Annotated in this window: 11 protein-coding genes and 1 pseudogene; 2 read left to right on the plus strand and 10 right to left on the minus strand. The window is 56.7% G+C overall.

The window, feature by feature from the left end:
• Window positions 1–479: 479 nt before the first annotated feature.
• From ACYU7Q_RS20815 to ACYU7Q_RS20830, 4 genes are all read right to left on the minus strand, one after another.
• Window positions 480–3,551, minus strand: coding sequence for a type I restriction endonuclease subunit R (locus ACYU7Q_RS20815; protein WP_460611384.1), 3,072 nt, complete (start codon window positions 3,549–3,551; stop codon window positions 480–482).
• Between the two features lie 40 nt (window positions 3,552–3,591).
• The gene (locus ACYU7Q_RS20820) at window positions 3,592–4,908 is read right to left on the minus strand and encodes a restriction endonuclease subunit S (protein ID WP_460611385.1); all 1,317 of its coding nucleotides are present in this window, start codon (window positions 4,906–4,908) and stop codon (window positions 3,592–3,594) included.
• Window positions 4,905–7,091 (minus strand): type I restriction-modification system subunit M, encoded by a 2,187-nt coding sequence (locus tag ACYU7Q_RS20825; protein WP_460611386.1) that lies wholly within the window; start codon window positions 7,089–7,091, stop codon window positions 4,905–4,907. Before ACYU7Q_RS20825 ends, ACYU7Q_RS20820 begins: the two co-directional genes overlap by 4 nt.
• A 528-nt stretch (window positions 7,092–7,619) precedes the next feature.
• On the minus strand, window positions 7,620–10,643 hold the full coding sequence (locus ACYU7Q_RS20830) for a COR domain-containing protein (protein WP_460611419.1): 3,024 nt from the start codon (window positions 10,641–10,643) through the stop codon (window positions 7,620–7,622).
• Here ACYU7Q_RS20830 and ACYU7Q_RS20835 point away from each other — a divergent pair.
• Window positions 10,548–10,793, plus strand: coding sequence for a hypothetical protein (locus ACYU7Q_RS20835; protein WP_460611420.1), 246 nt, complete (start codon window positions 10,548–10,550; stop codon window positions 10,791–10,793). The two genes, ACYU7Q_RS20830 and ACYU7Q_RS20835, sit on opposite strands and share 96 nt — an antisense overlap.
• A 306-nt stretch (window positions 10,794–11,099) precedes the next feature.
• Here the strand turns inward: ACYU7Q_RS20835 and ACYU7Q_RS20840 are convergent.
• Both ACYU7Q_RS20840 and ACYU7Q_RS20845 read right to left on the minus strand, forming a co-directional pair.
• Window positions 11,100–11,225: pseudogene (locus tag ACYU7Q_RS20840) on the minus strand (DUF4113 domain-containing protein); the annotation flags it as partial.
• A gap of 820 nt (window positions 11,226–12,045) precedes the next feature.
• Window positions 12,046–12,291: a helix-turn-helix domain-containing protein gene (locus ACYU7Q_RS20845; protein WP_460611387.1), complete on the minus strand. Its 246-nt coding sequence runs from the start codon at window positions 12,289–12,291 to the stop codon at window positions 12,046–12,048.
• 24 nt (window positions 12,292–12,315) lie between these two features.
• Between ACYU7Q_RS20845 and ACYU7Q_RS20850 the strand changes: the two genes are divergently transcribed.
• A complete protein-coding gene (locus ACYU7Q_RS20850; protein ID WP_460611388.1) occupies window positions 12,316–12,807 on the plus strand; it encodes a hypothetical protein in 492 nt (163 codons plus the stop codon).
• Window positions 12,808–13,196: 389 nt separating this feature from the next.
• On the opposite strand, the gene ACYU7Q_RS20855 is transcribed toward ACYU7Q_RS20850, so the two are convergent.
• The 4 genes from ACYU7Q_RS20855 to ACYU7Q_RS20870 form a co-directional block, all read right to left on the minus strand.
• Entirely contained in the window at window positions 13,197–14,885 is a 1,689-nt protein-coding gene (locus ACYU7Q_RS20855; RefSeq protein WP_460611389.1) for a YfjI family protein, read from the minus strand.
• A gap of 955 nt (window positions 14,886–15,840) precedes the next feature.
• Window positions 15,841–16,038: a helix-turn-helix domain-containing protein gene (locus tag ACYU7Q_RS20860; RefSeq protein ID WP_460611390.1), complete on the minus strand. Its 198-nt coding sequence runs from the start codon at window positions 16,036–16,038 to the stop codon at window positions 15,841–15,843.
• 231 nt (window positions 16,039–16,269) lie between these two features.
• Window positions 16,270–17,172, minus strand: a complete 903-nt coding sequence (locus ACYU7Q_RS20865) for a hypothetical protein (protein ID WP_460611391.1) — start codon at window positions 17,170–17,172, stop codon at window positions 16,270–16,272.
• A 163-nt stretch (window positions 17,173–17,335) separates the two neighbouring features.
• Entirely contained in the window at window positions 17,336–18,706 is a 1,371-nt protein-coding gene (locus ACYU7Q_RS20870) for a site-specific integrase (protein WP_460611392.1), read from the minus strand.
• Window positions 18,707–18,755: the final 49 nt, after the last annotated feature.

An 18,755-nucleotide genomic window follows, 5' to 3' on the forward strand; every position in this document is an offset into this window, starting at 1 on the left:
AAGCGGAAGTTTTAGTCATGACTTTCGAGTAATAGCAAGTAATTTGATACGGTTGACTTTATGCCAATCCACTTCCCCCGTAGGCAGGTGGGGGGGCTTCACATGGGCCGAACAGAAATGCAACGTGTAGGGAGGGAATAGGTCGAGCACATACCGAGTCGGCTCGTCAGGATTGAATGGCCGAGGGGTGCCCACCGGCAAGTCGTACACGCTAGTAGCCGCTGCCAAATCAGCTAGGCGACTACGTAGCGAGGCGGCCACGGACAGGTTGTAAGCCGCATCCGCTACCGCTGGGTCTTCACAGAGGGTACGCAGGGCAATGGTATCGAAGCTGATTTCCAAACTATCTCTGGCCGGGTAGATATGCTTTGAGCAATATGGTAGTTGCTCTGAGCGACGGCATGATGTCAGGCAGTCGGGTATAGGCAACGCTTACACCGACAATAATAAGCATCGGAAGTGAACTCCGGCATAAGTTGTTAAACACTATCCATTTTCTGACCTTTTTCTACTTGCGCCATGATGCGCCGGTAAACCTCCCCCGAGAGGTACTGTTCGGCCGCTCGGCGCAGCTCGGCGTCGCCGAACACGCGGGAGAATACCTCCTCATTGCCCTCCAGGCGCTCCACGAAGAAGCCCTCGAACATCTTGCGGAACACGAACTCGAAGTTCTGCTGGCTGTTGGCCTGGGCCACGTCCTGGAGCTGGGCGTTGAGGATGGCCGTCTCGACAATCTGGTCGAAGAATAGCTGGTCGGCGGGTAGGAACTCGGTGCCGAAGCGGGCGTTGAGCGTAGTGATGAGCAGCGAGAGGTTGACGGTCGCATCCTGAGCGCGGCCGGTACCCACGTCGTTGGGGCCGTAGAGCGGGCTGGATTCGCCCACGTTCAGGCTGATGGAGCCCTGGTTAATCTGCTCCAGGCGGTAGTATTTCAGCGTTACATCGTCCTCCACGGGGTAGCGTTGGTCCACAGCGCGGGCGGGCAGGCGCGTGAGCAGGAAGCGGCCGTAGGTGTGCAGCTTTTCGAGGCTGGAATCCTGGTAGGGGATAATCTGCGAAAGGAAGGCGTAGAGGTTACGAAAGCTGGTGAGCTGGCCCTTGATTAAATCCTGCTCGGGTTCGGGCAGGGCCTCGTAGCGGCCCACGGCCTTGTCGAGGATGGCGTACATCTTCTGGTGGTCGGTGGCCAGGGGCTTAAGACGATTGCTGAACCACACGTCGCAGAAAGCATCGACCTCGCTGGCCTCCCACAGACGGGCTTCTTCGAGCCGATGCTGCAACTCGTAGAGGTGGTGCGGGTCGGGCTGCCCGGCGGCCTCTGTGCGCTCGTAATAGGGCTTAAACGCGAGGTAGATTTCCTCGGGGTCATTCACGAAGTCGAGCACGAAGGTGTCGCCCTTGCCGGGGGCCATGCGGTTGAGGCGGCTCAGCGTCTGCACGGCTTGGATGCCGGCTAGGCGCTTATCCACGTACATGGTGTGCAGCAGGGGCTGGTCGAAGCCGGTCTGGTACTTGTCGGCCACCAGCAGAATCTGGTACTCGTCGGAGGCAAACCGCTCGGGCAGCTCGCGCTCGGCCAAGCCCTTGTTAATGCCTACCTCGGTGTACGTCTGGTTGGGCAAGTCGGGGTCCACCACCTGGCCCGAAAAGGCTACCAGCGTGCGAATGTCGGCATAGCCCTTTTCGCGCAGGTACTTGTCGAAGCCCAGCTTGTAGCGCACGGCCATCAGGCGCGAGCCAGTCACGACCATCGCCTTGGCCTTGCCGCCGATTTTGTGGCGGGTGTAGGCCCGGAAGTGCTCCACGATGACTTCTACCTTCGAGGAAACGTTGGTGGGGTGGTGCTCCAGCATCCGGGCCAGGGCTACGGCGGCCTGGCGCTTGGGCACCAGCGGGTCGTCGGTAATGGACTTGATGAGGCCGAAGTAGGCCCGGTAGCTGGTGTAGTTGGCCAGCACGTCGAGAATGAACTTCTCCTCGATAGCCTGCCGCATCGAATACAGGTGGAATGGCGGCAGCCCCGTAGCCGGGTCGGGCTCGTTGAACACGGCCAGGGTCTTGAACTTGGGCGTGGCCGTGAAGGCGAAGTAAGACAGGTTGGGCTGGCGGGGGCGCTTGAGCATCTCACGCACCATCTCCTCGCGGGCGGCGGGGCTCAGGTCGTCCTCGTCTAGGTCGAGGAGCTGCTCGGCCAGGGCGGCCTCGATGCCGTCGCGGTTCAGGATTTTGCGCATCTCCTGCGCGGCCTCGCCGCCCTGGCTGCTGTGGGCTTCATCGACCACCACGGCGAAGCGGCGCTCGCGGGTGTCGATGCGGGTGGCCTCGCCGCGCTTGGCCAGGGTATCGAGGGCCTGGGCGATGTAGGGAAACTTCTGGAGCGTGCTGATGACGATAGGCGTGCCATCGGCCAGGGCCTTAGCGAGTTGTTGGGTGTTCTCGTCAATCTTCATCACCACGCCCTGCCTATGCTCGAACTGGTAGATGGCGTCCTGGAGCTGCTGGTCGAGCACGCGGCGGTCGGTAATCACCACCACCGTGTCGAATACCTTGCGGTCGTTGGTATCGTGCAGCGAGGCCAGGCGGTGGGCCAGCCAGCCGATAGAGTTGCTCTTGCCCGAGCCAGCCGAGTGCTGGATGAGGTAGTTGTGCCCCGGCCCCTGGGCGCGGGCCGCCGCCACTAGCCCGCGCACGGCCTGGAGCTGGTGGTAGCGCGGGAAAATGAGCGTTTCGCGGGTCTGGCGTACGGTGCTGCCGTCGGGCAGGCGCACGGTGGTGTGGTCGGTCTGGAGGTGCAGGAAGCGGGCCAGCAGGTCGAGCAGCGAGTCGCGCTGCAACACCTCCTCCCACAGGTACTGGGTGCGGTAGCCCTCGGCCACGGGCGGGTTGCCCGCCCCGCCCTGGTTGCCCCGGTTGAAGGGCAGGAACACCGTATCGGCCCCTTGCAGGCGGGTCGTCATCCAGGCCGTATCGGGGTCCACGGCGAAGTGCACCAGCGCCCGCTCCTTGAATTTGAACAGCGGGGCCTGCGCGTCGCGCTCCTGCTGATACTGCTGAATGGCATCCTTAGCCGTCTGGCCGGTGAGCGGGTTTTTCAGCTCCAGGGTGGCCACGGGCAGGCCGTTGAGGGCCAGCACCACGTCGATGCTCTGGCCGGCTCGGTCGGGGTGGTAATGCACCTGCCGGTGCACCCGCACCTGGTTGCGGTCATACAGCGCCTGGGTATCGGGGTTGAGGCCCGTGTTGGGCGCGAAGTAGGCCAGCCGGAGCGTGCGCCCGAAGCATTTGAACCCGTAGCGCAGCACGTGTAGCGCGCCCTTGCTGGCCAGCTCACGGCCCAGAGTATCGAGTACGGTGGTGGCCAGGGTGGCCCCCAGCATCCCGGAAAGCTGCGCCCAGGCCCGTTGCTGGCTAGCCTCGATAAAGGCGAGCACATCGGCCCCGAAAAGCCCGCGCCGGGCATCTAGCGGCGTGGTGCCCACCGTGTAGCCACCGGCCGGCGTGCAGAGAGCGGCTTCCAGGGCGGCCTCAAAGTGGATTTCGCGGTGCTTCACGGGGTAGGCGGCGCAGAAAGAGTTGCTAGGGTGGGATGGGTTAGGCTTCGACCAGCTCCGGCACGGCCACGGCCGCCCGCACGTCGATGCGGCCCGTGACGGCGGCCGTGATGAGGGCGGCACGGTACTCGCGCAGCTTTTTAATGATGGCATTGGTAGCCGTTTCCATATCCTTGAAGCGTTTCATGCCCTCGTCAATGTGGGCGAGAATGGAAGCCTGCTCAGCCAATGGCGGGGCCGTCATTGGTATGTTGCGAATGTCATCTAGGCTGAGTTGAATCTTGGTGCCGCCGTAGGACTGCATCTGCAAGTACGTTTTGCCGACTTCCGACAAAATATAGTAGGCAATCCACTTGGGCAGCAGCTTGGCGCTAGTAGGCCGGATGAGGGCAACGTGCTGGCTCACGTAGGCTTTGCCCAAGCCCTCCGGTACTAGTGCTACCGAGCCCAGGTAAGCGGTGATGGACACAATAACATCACCAGCCCGAACGCAGCTACGCTCGGCTTCTGCATTGTCAGGCACCGCCACGTACTGAATGTCGGACAAGTCCAACGCGATGGCATCGCGGGTCAGATTGCCAATACGAATGAAGAGTTGGCCTTCATCGGCATAGAACTCCGCCCAGCCACGCGAACCGCTGGTTACAAACTCAATATCGCGTTTGAGTGGCATCATGCCCCAGTGCGCGGGCACCTGCCCTAGCCACGACACGCCCGAGTCTTGCAGGGGCGCGGCGGCATCGAGGCCCCGCGTGACGGCGCGGGTGATGAGGGCAGCGCGTTGCTCGGCCAGCAGCTTCAGCAGGTCCTCCTTGCGCCGGATGAGGCCGTCGAGGTGGGCCGTGCGCTCGTCAAGGAAGGTAGCGATGGCGCGTTGCTCGGGCAGCGGAGGATACGCTATTGACAATCGTAGAATGTCGGTTGGATTAGTTGCTGGGTAACTTACCCCCGTCGAATTAGCCACTATCTCCGATACGAATTTCTCAGATTTAGCGAAATAGCCCAAATAGCCGGCATCTATTTCCGCTTGAGGACGAAGCACGGCAAATCCAGTGGACACGACAAGGTTAGAAGGCGGATTCCATACCGTTGCTACTGCCTTTAGGTAGGTGCGCACGGTTGAAATTATGGTGTCACCGTGCTGAACGCGCCTACGGGCACGTGAGGGCGCCTTCTCAAACAGCATTGCTTCCGTTGATTTAATTCCACTTATCAAATCAACGCTGGAAATGTCAACGTACTCAATTTCAAAATCCGGGTTTGTGTTCTCCGGTAATGCGTTATCGTTGCAAGTGACAACGAATTTGAGTGGCTTAGTTTGCCAGGTAGAAGGCAGCGAAAACGGTACTTTATTCATACCGTGACAGCCTTTAGCATTTCCAGAATTTCCTCTTCCAGCCCTTTGATGTCGGCCTCGATGTCGGGCAGCTCGCGGGGCGGCTCATAGGTGTAGAAGTAGCGCGACACCGGGATTTCGAAGCCCAGCTTGGTTTTGGTGTAGTCGGCCCAGGCATCGGGCCAGTGGGGCAGCACCTCGCGGGCAAAGTGGGCGGCCAGGTGCGGGCGCACCAGCTTGAGCAGGTCGGTATTGTCGGCGTCCTTGGTGTAGTTCAGGGGCAGCGGCAGGGGCACGGCCGGGGGCAGCGGCACCAGCTCGGTATCGCGCAGCTCGGTATCGGGCTCGGGCTGGCCGCTGGGTAGCGTGCAGATGTCGGCGGTGGGGTCGCGCTCGCTCAGGGCCGTCAGGATGGCCTTTTGCAGCGGGCCGCTCAGCTTCACCCCGGCGCCCTTGCAAGTGGCTTTCAGGATGGCGGCGAAGGCGTCGCGGTTGCGTACTACGGCGTCGGGCTTGAGGCGGGTCAGCGCGGCCATAATGCGGGCCTGCTCTTTCTCGCCAGCTGCTATTTCCTCGCGGTGCGCCTCCGAGCCGTGCTTTTTCTTGCTGGCGGCCAGGGCTTTCCAAGCGCCCATCTCCTGCACCCGCGCCAGGCGCTCGGGGCTAGCCACGAAGTTGAGGCGCAGAGGCCGCTCCACGGTGAGGCGCAGGTAGCCAAACTCGCGGGTGTCGAAGATTTTGGAGCACACGACCTCATTCACCTTGCCCTCGACCAGCACGCGGCTGGTGCCGCCGTCCTTGTACTCGTCGTAGAGGCGCACGATGTCGGCAATGTGGTTGGGGCGTCCCTCCAGGCCATCGCCGATTTCGTGGCGCTTGCTGCCCTGGCTCTTCTTCATCTTCACGAAGTGCCGGGTAGCGTCGATAAGCTGCACCTGGCCGCGCCGGTGCTCGGGCTTGCGGTTGCTCACCAGCCAGATGTAGGTATTGATGCCGGTGTTGTAGTACAGCTGGTCGGGCAGGGCCACGATGGCATCGAGCCAGTCGTTTTCGAGCACCCAGCGGCGAATATTGCTTTCGCTAGGCCCCGGCTCACCCGCAAACAGCGGCGAGCCGTTGAACACCACGGCAATCTTGGAGCCATCGCCGCCCTGCGCCGGGCTGGGGTGCATCTTGCTGAGCATGTGTAGCAGGAAGAGCAGCGAACCCTCGTTGATGCGCGGCAGCCCCGGCCCGAAGCGCCCGCTGAAGCCCTGGGCACCGTATTCCTTCTCCACGGTGGCTTTCTGGGGCTCCCACTTCACGCCAAAGGGCGGGTTAGCAAGCATGTAGTGGAACCGCTCGGTGGGGTGGCCGTCGAAGCTCTTGCCGTCGCCCAGCACGTCGCCGAAGGCAATGTTGTTCACGGGCTCATCCTTGATGAGCATGTCGGCGCAGCAGATGGCCCACGACTCTGGGTTGTAGTCTTGCCCGAACAGCTCCAGATGCATGTGCGGGTTCAGCTCGGCAGTGTACTCCTCCGACACCGACAACATCCCGCCCGTGCCGCAGGTGGGGTCATACACGGTGCGTACCACGGCCTTGCCGCCCGTCACATCTTCGTCGTGCGCGTAGGTAAGGGCCGCCATGAGCCGGATTACCTCGCGGGGGGTGAAGTGGTCACCCGCCTCCTCATTGGCGGCTTCATTGAAGCGCCGAATCAGCTCCTCGAACACCAGGCCCATCTGGTAGGGCTTGAGGTCGCGGGGGTGCAGGTTGATGTCGTCCGAAACAAAGTCTTTGAGGATAAGAAACAGCCGGTTGGTATCGTCCAGGGTAGCGATTTCGGCCTCGAACTTGAACCGCTGGAAGATTTCGCGCACCACTGGCGAGAAACCGTTGATGTAGGTGACCAGGTTCTGGGCCAGATGGTCGGCATCGCCCAGCAGGGTGCGGAAGGTGTACTTGCTGATGTTATAGAAGGGCTGCCCAGCTGCCTTCAGTAGGATGGCATGTTGTAGCTCCAGGGGCATCTCCCGGGCTTGTAGCTCGTCGTGCTTTTTAAGTACCGCCTCTTTGGTTGGTTCGAGCACGAGGTCGAGGCGGCGCAACACGGTGAGAGGCAGCATCACCTTGCGGTATTGGGGTGGACGGTAGGGGCCGCGCAGCTTATTGGCAATTTCAAAGATGAAATTGACGAGGGTAGAGTGGGATGTGGTGGCCATTATTTCAGTAAAAGCAAATTTTCTGCAAGCTACATCGAACCTGTAGGAGTAGCATATCCAGCCTGTGAGGCAACAGGCAGGTGAGCAGATTGGCTACGGTAACCCTTGAGCCTGGGCGGGCATTTCGTTAGGTTTTATTATAGGCCCAAATTAAATATGTATCAGATATGTATTTGTGCATGACTCATCGTTCACTGACCTTGGACTGATTCATCAACCCTGGCTAGCGGATTTGCAGTGGAGGCCATCGTGTGGGACTTCAGCGCACTTTATTCAGAGATGTTTTTGTACGCGCTAGTGCGCGCAGATTCATAAAAATCTTGTTTCTGCGTCACTGAAGCATGTTTGGGTATTCTTGTGAAGAATAACCACCGTGGCTGTTGCAGAACTCGGAGCAACGAGTTGAAAAGCACATTGGGCGGGCACGCAAGCAACTGCGGTGCCTGATGTAGCTAAGGAAGCCCTTGGCCGTGTGTGGCTTTTTACGAGGTAGCGGGGCGCAGGCCGTCGCCTAAGTACATACAGCAGTTAGTTGTATTCTGGGTCCTTGGCGAACAGGGGAGATACCCACAATACCTTGCGCTGCCGGTTCCGCACCCTGGCCAGGTTGCCGAAGCTGGGGTCATTTTTACGCAGGAAATCTTGCACGCTACGCAAAGCCCCCTGGCTGGACTGCTCTGGGCCACCGTTGTTAATGATTTCGGGCAGCGTGAGCATCGGCCCATCAGTGGCGGTAGCCTCCCGAATCGCACCTCCTACAGTCCCCAGAGTCTTGCGGCGGCCTTCCTGCCAGGTTTTGAGGTTCTCGGTGGCTTTGGCAGCTGCTTCTAAGTTCTTTTTCACTCCCTCAAGAGTAAGGCCGGCTGCCACCACCGATACCCCCAGCGCCGCGCCAACTGGGCCGGCCGCAGCCAGCAGCGGCATCGAGGCCGCTAGGGTGGTAAACATCATTTTCAGGAAAGGCGCGGCTGCACTAATCCACTCCCTCGGCACTTCCAGCACGTACTCACCGGCGGTGCTGTCGAGGCCATGCCACAGCTTCAGGGGCAGGCGAGTGTGCTCACACCAGAGCGTAAGTCGGAACTTCCGGCGCGCTGCGCCCATGGGCCAACTCAGCCAGTTCTCATCAAGCGGCTCCAGGCTGAACAGGCGGGGGGCTTCACGGCCATCGTCGTCGAGGGCGGCCAGCAGGTTGGTAAACGCCGTGTCTACCATGCTGGCAATTGTATCCTGCAATTCCTTGATGCGGGCCAGTTCCAACGCGTTTTGCTCCCGCTGCTCATTCTGCATGTTGGTTAGTTGCTGCCGCAGGGCCTGAATTTCAGTGAGCAGCTTGTTAATAGCTGGGCCAACTTCCGTCGGGACCGGCAGCGCGGCGTTGCGCAGCAGCGAGTCGATGTTTTGCTTTGTTACGCACCGGGATACCAGGCAGGGAAATTCAATATCGCCTTTTATTCGATAAGCCATCAGGGTTTCGACATTGAACAGGCCCATGCCCGGCCTCTGGCGCCCGCATGGCTCCTGGCACGGCACCATCACATCGCAGCGCAGCCCTTTCCAGAAATTGTCCACCAGCCAGCGCACGTCGCCCGTCAGCCGGTTCAGCAGGTTTTCGGGATACACGGCCTTCACCGTCACCTTGATGTCGTTGCCGATGTGCTCCAGCAGGGCTCGGCCGTTGTAGCCGTCGTCCACCACCAGCCCGCGCTGCCAGTGCAGGCTGTTGGCGTAGTCGCGCCGGCCCAGCGAATAGCGGTGCATCCGGACAATGAGCCGGTAAAAAATTCCCTCAGCCGGGGCCGACTGGTCGAACTTTGCTTCCACAATCTGGCACAGCTGAGTTTGCTGCAAGGGGGCCGGGTAGGTTTCCCAAGCTGCCAGGTCGGGGCGCACGTCGGGCACCAGCTGGGCAACTAGGCTGGTGCTTTTGGTCAGGGAGCTGTCCACTTCGTCGGTGATGCGGTACGACAGTTCGAAACGCTCCATCAGCCGCAGGAACACTGGGTGCAGTGCGGCTGGGTAGTGCTCGGTGATGGGCCGGGCGGGGTTGCGCCACAGTTGGCCCAGGCGCTCAAAGGCTACCAGGCCGTGCCGTGAGCGGGTGCTGGCATCGTCCAGTACAAAGCTCAGCGCCTTGGTTAGCCAGTCGGGCTTCAGAATCACCACGTCGCGCAGCAGCTCGTCGTGCTGGTAGTTTATCAGGTAGCCCAACTCGTGGGCCACGCGTACAAACCGCGCGGCCTCGGTCAGGCTCATGCCCTGGACCTGGCACAGGGCCTCTATTTCTTCCCGGCTGTAGTAGGGCTCGGGCAAAGCTTGCAGGGCGGCCCGGGCGGCTAGCCAGTTTTCGGGCACCCGGCGGCCCATCTCGGGTAGTGCCGCTGCTATGTCGGCAATTTGCGTGCGCAGGCGTTCAATGTCGGTGCCGTCCTTGCTGTTTACGGAGGCAAAGCCCACCACGGTATCGCGCCCAAACAAGTCCCACAGCTCTTGCTTGTCAATGTCGGGCTGGCGCTGGCCGGGGCCGCCGTGGGTGGCCACCACAATGATTTTGGCGGTTGGCTCGCGATACTTCACCAGCCTTATCCATTCCTGTACCGCCCCCTGCTGCTGGCCTTCACGGGGCTTCCACACCACCAGATAGACGGCCGGGGAGCTAAAGAACAGCTGGTGGGTGGGCCGGTACACCTGCTGCCCGCCAAAGTCCCAGCCGTTCAGAGTCATGTCCTGCCCGCTGGCCAGGTCAGTCACCGGCACTGGCTTGATTTCCACGCCGTGGGTAGAAACCCTCTCCTCCCACGGGTCGCCCCGCAAGGCCCCCAGCAGGCAGCTTTTGCCCACCTCCCTCTCGCCCACCAGTATTAGTTTGGCTTCGTAGAGGGCAACTTTAGGGGCGCGGAGGTAGGCTAACAGCGCCTGCGTACTTTCCTCGTAAATGGCTGTTAATTCTGGTGGAAGTGGATTGCCCTCAAGTTCCAGCCTGTCTAATTGACAAAGCTCTCCTAAGCTTTCGGGCAGGTTGATAATGTCATTAAATTGGACATCCAGCATTTTTAGCTCACTGAGTTGGCCCAATGTGTCAGGCAAAGTCTTAAATAGATTAGACATTAAGTCTAAGCTATTTAACTGACCAAGCTGGCCTAGGCTCTCGGGTAGGGCCGTGAGTTGGTTATTCATAAGGTTCAGTGTTCGCAACTGACCAAGCTGGCCTAGGCTCTCGGGTAGGGCCGTGAGTTGGTTATTCGTAAGATTCAGTGTTCTCAACTGACCAAGCTGGCCCAGGCTCTCGGGTAGGGCCGTGAGTTGATTGTGAACAAGGCGCAACGTGTACAACTGACCAAGCTGACCCAGGCTCTCAGGTAAGGCCGTGAGTTGGTTATAATCCAAATCGATTAATTGCAGACTGATTAATTTTCTGATGTCTTCAGGTAACGTTTGAATTGCATTGCCCGATGCATGCAATTCTTTCAGATTCGTAAGCTGATAAACCGAATGTGGAAGTTGTTCCAAGCGTGGCAACGCGGTATCTCTTTCCACCAATTGGAACAGCATTTCTCCCTGATAATCCTCCGCCCAGAAATCCAGGTGCAGTTCTTCGGCCCCAGTGCGCTGCGCTTCTTCAACCCGGCGTTCGGCTTCCTGCATCAATTCTTCCTGGGTGTATTCGGTAAATTTTTTCATGGCCGGCAAGGGGGCGCTTAAAAGAGTTGGGGTTTCGGGTAGGAGACCAAATGTAGTGAGCAGGTCATGAGGCGGCTTGTGGTCCGTAGGGGAAAACAAGCGCCTGTGCTACACTCGGTCCCGACGGCTACAGAGCTGTGAACTACGACTAGCTCACGCCTGTGCTCCTCGAAACCATAAAGGCCCAAAACGCTGCCCTGCTCACCGGCGCCGCCGACCACGCCAGCCTTATTAGTTAGGTTACTACCAAGCTGCCGTTAATCCTGTTGCGGAGGCATGCGGTGAGGCTATGGCATGGCTTGCCATTATACTGCGATTCCTAAACTATCAACCCTTAATCGTCCACAGCTGATTCCAGTCCGTCGTATAGGCTTGAGTTTGTCGCTGCTGTCCCTGCCACACACTGGGCCGCTTTCCCACTGTGGCCACCTGCAAACAATTCTTGCCAAAGCGGGCATTAACGCGTCGAGCTTTTGCATCAGCTGTTCGGCCCGTTCGCTGCCATCGGTGACAAACAGGCTGATTTGAGCAAGATACAGGGCAAGAATATTAGTAGAATTGAGGAAATTACTGACAATTACCGGCCGTAGACTTAAAGCTTAGATTATATTCTTAAATTATTGATAATCTGTTATTTGATGAGTAATAAAGCTGATATATAACTATATTAATTACAGACTACGTTGGGTATGAAAATACGAGGCGAATATTGTGACGATGGCTGTTACGCTCGTGTAAACGCTTCAGCAGTCTGAAATCCTCCCAAAAATCCGAGAGAGACTGCCTTAGGCGCTTTGCGCGCAATGATGCGCGCATCTTCTCAAAAAGGCTGATAGAAAGCCCTAAATGGCCATTCGGATATTCTTGCACAGAATAACCGGGCTGTTTTTCTGTCGTTTCCTTGTCCACTGCGACCCCCGCAAGGGGGCCATGCCTGCTATTGGGCAATAAATGTGCTCTCGACCAAAATGACCCCACCCGGTTGAGCATTTTCGTTTCTTTTGAGCTTAACTACCCCCGCCCTTTCGCTACGAGGCCCCGGGATGTGGGCAACTGACATTAAGCAATGGACAGCGAAGAAGCGAAACGTTATCACCGCATTAGGTCAATGCCAGCGCATCGACTAGCTCGCGTAAGGTACCCAGCCATCGCACAGTCATGTAGGTAGGTCATAACACCGTGCAGCCGCTGCTTGGCACCTTCTACTTTTCAAAAGAGTACGAATAGATGATTGCCATCAGAGCAGTAGACGCAACAATCAGCCTTTTTACTCCTACTTATGCTGGTCCACTGCTTCAATTCCAGGACAATTCATTAGCTCTTGTAGCGGAATTTCAAAGGCCCGGGTGAGAGAAATCAGGATGTCGAGAGTTACCGAGAATTTGGCGAGTTCGAGGCGTTGGATGGTGAGCTTCGACACATCGGCCATGTCGGCCAATGCCTGCTGGCTAAGCTGCCGTTGTTCGCGCAGCCGGCGCACGTGGAGTCCAAAAACTGCGAGACCGGCCGGATTTTTCACCGGCGCAAGGTCTATTGAGCTTCAATGTCTTTGGATTCATATGTGTATCCAAAACAACAAATGTGCTTAGCTTTGGGCTACACATATTCGGTTACAATAATGAAATCGGCATCAGAACTGTCACGACGTGAGCTTGATGAACTCTGCTCTAAATACGAGGAGCTGTTACTGGGCCCAATGCAGCAGCAGCAACTTGCTATTAATGGTGCATGGGACTACTTCAAGGGCATTCCTAAGCCTGAACTAACTCCCGAACTGTCCGCCCTCGAAGAACTCTTCTCAGATGTGGCGAGGGACTCGTTGCGGGAGGAGTTACTCGAAGACCTGGAAATCATGAGAGGCGAATTTGCGACGCCAAAGCTGCAAAATGAGTTCTGGTTTAGTTTTCAGCACATCATCCATGTACAATCCTGCCGATTGGAGATGTACGCCTTATTGGCGCAGAAGGTAGCGGCGCAGTATGGCTTTAAACTACCCAGTAACCCGGCAATCATTCTGGAAGGAGAGGCTGTATAAGCAGATGAAGGCTTTAAAATGGTTGCTCTCAAAGGTGAGACTTGAATTGTTGGCAGTTATTTTCTTTCTTGCTGAGTGGGGAGTGGTTGCTATTCTACTTACGTATGCCTGCCGGTGGCTTGGCTTTGGCGGAACCACCACCCGTATCATCAGCACTCTTTGGCTTATTCTTGCAATCGTTCGCGGGGTAGCTCGTTACTACCGAAAGTCCCCTGAAGACCGCCAATAGGTGGGGCGTGGCGACTGTTATGGCAACGGCCCCAACCATTACACCAGCCCCAGTCAGAGCGGATAGTGCATAACTGCTCCTTATTAAACCGACAAAACCGACACAAGTCATTATGTCGGTTTTGTCGGTGCGTTGGCAATAAAACAAATTGTTGGCTTATCTATTCCGCATGAATCCGCGGATTGATATGATAAACAGGCGCTGGAGGACGCCCGGTGGTTCCCTTGCTTGGAGTAGCGGGGACTTCGCGAAGCCAACTGCTCGCTACCAACTCTTCAAGGGCAGCCTCCACAACCCGCGTCTCTGATAGGCCCTGCCAGCCGCGACGAACGATGTCACGCGCCTTGAAAGGGGCGGTGATTGTTTTGTTGCGGAGTTTAGTTGCCAGTGCCTGCGTACTGCGCGCCGCCCCGGTACGATAAGCATATAGACGGCGGGCGTGGGACTCCAAGAAGGTACACCAGCGAGCGGCGAGTTGGGCGGCTCCAAGGGTTACCGGGCCACTGCTGCCGTTGGCCGCTAGGTCGATAAGGTGAAACAAAAGTGCCAGGGCCGGAAAGAGCTTCCGGTACTTGGCAAGGTGTTCCACTATTGCCGGCGACTCATCGTCTTGGCGCAACCGGCGTTCCATCCCGGCGAGCCAGGCGATAAAGAAGGCTTGGGCATCGGGGGCAAAATGGAACGCCGGAATGGCTTCTCCGGCTTCGCAAATGGCGCCCCGAGCAGCAAAGTCTAGACCGTCGAGGCAACGGAAGAGTTTCTCCGCTTCAGCCACAGCGGTGTCGTCAGGTGCTGTGTCCACGTACATGTACGGCCGCGCATCGGGCCACATCAGCAGTTGGAATCGTTGCAACATGCCGTCGTTTTGGCCACGCAGGGTCTGCGCCAGGTACGGCTCAATCTTGTCCGGTTGGATGCCGCCGAACAACGAGAGGCAGCAATGTGCCACGCGGGTAGTGCCGCGGCCGATGCGGTCGGAGGTATAACTGCCCGTGCCGGTCCAGGCTTCGAGGTAAAAGGCGCGGTCGTTTTCGTGGCCCGGCTTGTCCCATGTGTGGAGCAGACCCGCCAATTCGTCCCGGTACACTAGCAAGCCGCGCGAATGCTGGCCCATGAGTTCAGTCAGCTTCTCCACTGTACTGTCGTTTATGATGTAGCGTCGGAGGGGTAGCGTCGCAGTGTTGCCCAAGCCCACCAATTCAGTTGTAAGGGCCGTCAATTGCTGCGCGTCATCGTCCTTCGCAGCGGCCTTTATCAGCCCTTTTAAGGCGTCTTTCCGCGCCTTCTGCACTTCGGCCTCGAATTCCTGAACCACGGCGGCTTGGTCAAATGCGGCTTGGGCCGCTTTCTCCAGCTTCCGGAGGGGGGCCATGGATGCGGTAATAGTGGGTGTTTTCATTTTGGAGGGCTCGGCTACGACCGCGCCCCACAGGTTGGGCACTTCCTTCCACGAGGTATCGTATTGCTTCGGATAAATGCCGCACCGTGCTCCCACCACGGAGCCGAGGCTGGCGAGGACCGTGCCCGCGACCCATTCCGGAGGGCATTGCATGCGATGGGCCAAGTCAGCCAGGGCGGGGCGAAGCGGCGCGGGAAATAACGATTCCTCGAAGGGTGCGACTGGCAGGAGTACCGACGCCAAGGGTTGCGGGCGCGGCCACCCCTGGACTGGACCAAGAAGTGTTTGTGCACTTGGTGCGCTCAGCGAAGTCCCGCTCTCGGCCTTTAGCAAGGCAATGCGCTGGTCGTGGTACGCTTTCGAAGCTGCATTGACGACAAGCATCATCTCTTTAGCGTCCTCATCAGTGAAAATCTCATCGACTAAACGGGTACGGACGTGGTGTTCCAACGACCAGAGTGAGACATTATACCCGCAACAAAAGGTGGTAAAATCCTTGAACCAACGCGAGCGTTCGTCAAATGTGCTATAATTAGGGAAGGGCCCTCCTGCAAAGTGTTCCAAGCACCATGCTACGGTTGTTTGGGTGTGAGATGAAGCGGTAGCATTACCGGCCGCAATAGGGGGCGGCACAAGACCGGCTGGTTGATGGGCAGTGTGAAGTAAGGTTGGGGACATTAAAGGGGAAAAAGAGTAAGAGAGGCCGGAACGGCCGTTGATTGCAAAAGGGGGAATATGCGCCCGAAACAGTGATTAAAAGGGGTATCAATCGGTTTGCAAAAGCCATGGCCTTCGTTGCCCCGTCGCTTGAGGATACAATGCTGGCGCTAGAGGAACCGCTGCCTGACGGAAGAGGCACGTCCACTAATCGCCATGACCGGTCTCGTGGAAGGCTGCGAAGGATTGCATATGGGAAAAAAGAGGAAGGTTTTCTGCTCTTCCGCAAGGGTAGCATACACTGGCATCACGCGCGGCGTCGGATGCGGCGGTCATTATCCAATTGGGCTCCGTCGGCTGCCACTTTCGCAAATTGTGGTGGTGTAAATCCAGGGCGCGGACCTCGGCAGGGGAGAAATAACGGACCGCCCCCACTTATTAGCAACGCAGGTACCCTTTGCGGACCCAAGCGGAGGGGGTACGAACGCTGATAGGGGCGATTTTGGCCGCCGTTGGGTCCTTTAATGTGAACAAGGGCGGCGATTGTGTAACTGCCGTGTTCACGGTCCGCTTGGTGCAACAGGCCCAAGGCTTCCGGCATCGCGGAGGAGCGATACGTTACCTCAACGAGGATGCCGGGCGCTAGGTAAGGCAGGAGCAGCTTCACCTTGTGAGCTGGGGGCCAGCCATCGCTGAAGCCAGCGTGAGCGACAGGTCCTTTGTCGCTACGTTCCCGGTGGAGTGGAAATTATGCATATGCTACCTCCTTCACTTGGCGGTTGCCAGCCACTACCCAGGCCAATAGGTCGGCCCGATTGAAGTATAGCTTGTTGCCCCGTTTGCTGTGCGGAATCTGCCGAGCGGCCACCAACGCATAGATGCGGGGCTTGCTGAGCCGGGTTATTTCCTGCGCCAACTCTATGCCACCTACTTCTGCGAGGGGCACCGTGGAAGACGCGAGTACCGAATTGAGTTCGGAACGAAGTGCCGATTTAAGGTCGGCTATAAGTTGGGCGTAATCTACGCCCATTGTGATAAGGGTTGCCATATGCCTTTGTGGTATCGTTAGATAAGTGAGCCAGCGATACCACAAAGGGAAAACATAAGAAGAACATAAAATTGCATTTTCGCACTGTGCAGAAGAAGTGCGAAAATGCGAAAACAGAATGCGAAATGCTTACATGTTATCTCGCAATAGTGTATTAGCGCGCTTATAGATTTCTTGCGCATCAAGACTTTTTGCATTAAAGCCATCTTGAATCACCCGTTTTTTAAAAGGATAATTGTATTCCGCCACCAAGAATCGGTATAGGCCGGCACTGTCATTCGATGATAAAAACCTATTGTCTCTGAGTGCCTCAATTGCCGCACGCCAATTACGAGGCTTAGAATCAGATGCGTGCCGGCGTCGGTCATTTAAAATCCCAAGCGCAATCAGCAGTTTGGTGAATCGGTCAACAGAATAACCGTTAAGGAAAAAGTTCGTTGGTTGTGGCGTTGCCTTAATGTCAGAGAGAGGAAGCAACGGTTTTATGGTTGCATTATAATTCTCCGATGGTTTGTTATTCAAGGTTTGCTCAGCGTTTTCAACCCATCGATACGTCGTATCCGAGTTCATGATATAATTCAAACTATCCGGGGCTATAGTTCCTTCAGAACCCTTGGTACATGTGTAAAAGTCAGTTATGTTATGGCCAAGTATAAATAGAATATCATTCAAATATTTTAAATCAGTAGAATCTGGATAATTAAACATAGAATTTAATAAGTTCTCGAAAGTGGAAGGATACTCCCAAGTTAACAAAACCCCAAAAGTCTCATCGAACCTATAGCAATAGGGAGGCACAAGGTGCCTGTAGCTTTTTCCATCGGGGCCAACCCAGTCACGGAGGACATGCGTCCCGAAATAAGCAGCGAGCTTATTGTATTGATTTTCTGCTTGAATGCGCCGTCCATTAAAGGTGGTAGGACGTTTCACAACGTAAAGTTCACTGAGCATAAATCCTAGTTTAATGAAGTTAGGAAACGAAAATAATGCAGGTGGTTGATACAATACAAACCCCTTTTCCCCTGTTTCCATGCCTATTTATTCCGATATTATGCTTGAAAAACTAGTTGCGTAAAGATAATTATTTAGAGATTATATCCTATTGATGGCGGTGATGATAAGGCTGCTGATATTAAAACTTAGAGTACAGACTGGATTGTGCTGACAGTTGAGCACGCGCAATTCTGCGTTGAATCTAAAGAAGGTGCTCGAACGCTGTATCAACTACTTCCGAAGCGAAAGAATCCAAGTATACGGCTGTGACCGCCTCGGACTTGTGGCCCATTGCTTGGGATATAATAGCAGTCTGAGTACCAGCTTGTTTTAGGGTAGTAGCGAAAGTGTGACGTGCCACATAGGTGGTAAGTGGCGTGGCAATTCCAGCCTTTTGCCCCAACTCTTTCAGGTCTTTGTTGACTTGCCCCAGCACTTTATGCAAGCGATTTTTGATTTGATGCGGAGTAAGGTGGCGAGCTAGGTCAAGCACTGGGAATATGTAGCTGGCCGGCGTGGCGTAGGTAAAGGAATGGTATGCTGCCACAATAGCGGCGGCAGGTGCCAACAGCCGCAACGAGAACTTACCGCCCGTTTTCTGCCGCTCATAGCTTAGCCGTTCCTGGTGGCCCGTGCCCGTCGCTACGCCGCTCAGGTTGCGCCAACGTAGTTGCGCCAAGTCTACGAAATTGATACCACCACAGTAGAACGAGAATAGAAAGACATCTTTTGCAAGATGCTGCCGTTCATTGGCCGGCTGTAAGTCTTCCAGTAACCGTAGTTCGTCGCGGCTTATAGCCCGCTTTGCCGTGCTTACATCAAACTTGCCGACTTGCAGCTTATGCTTCTCAGCCACGGTGCGGGCAAAGGGATAAGCTGTGGCCTTCATCAACCCCGCCGCAATGGCCTGGTTAAGCACGGCCCTGAGCGTCCGAAACCGCAGCGACAGGGTTGTTTCTTTGATGCCTGTGGCCCGTAGCGTTTGTTCCCATTCGTGACAGAAGGTTACGTCAACCCTGCTTAGGGGAATGTCATACAAACTCAGCCATGCTGCCCAGGTATCGGCCTGCCCCCTACCAGTAGGCGGCGCTGGCGCGTTGTTTTCGGCAGCCACAAACTTTGCCAGTTGGTTGCGAAGGTCACGGTAAATTGTAGAATTGCCGGCCTGCCCAGTTTTGAGGTAACCTGCACTCAATTCATCGCAGTAGGCCAGCAGCTTCACCCGTCGCGCTGCCTTGCGTCCCTCAATAGCTTTGGCCGCGACTGCGGGTGCGTCATGCTGCTCATCCGCCTCTGCCAGGGTTACTGCTGCCTCGCTATACTTCTCCTCCCATTCGGCCAACTTCCGAAGCAACTTTTCCCGGCCTGGCTCTGGGTAGCTTCTGCGGACTTCCTTTTTAGCCTCGTTCCAATACTTCGGGTGGAGGCTCAAGCCGGTAGCAATGTATTTGCGCTTCCGGTCTTTGGTAATGCGCAAAAAGAATGGGTGCGAGCCATCAGCTAGGGTGTTGCTCGTGTAGTACACCACCTTCACTAATGCCTTGCCCTCTTTGTGTTCGGTTGTCTTTGCCATGCTGTGTAATCCGCTCGAAATAAATTACACGGCGAATTACACAAATGTA

Source organism: Hymenobacter terrigena, from assembly GCF_054776515.1.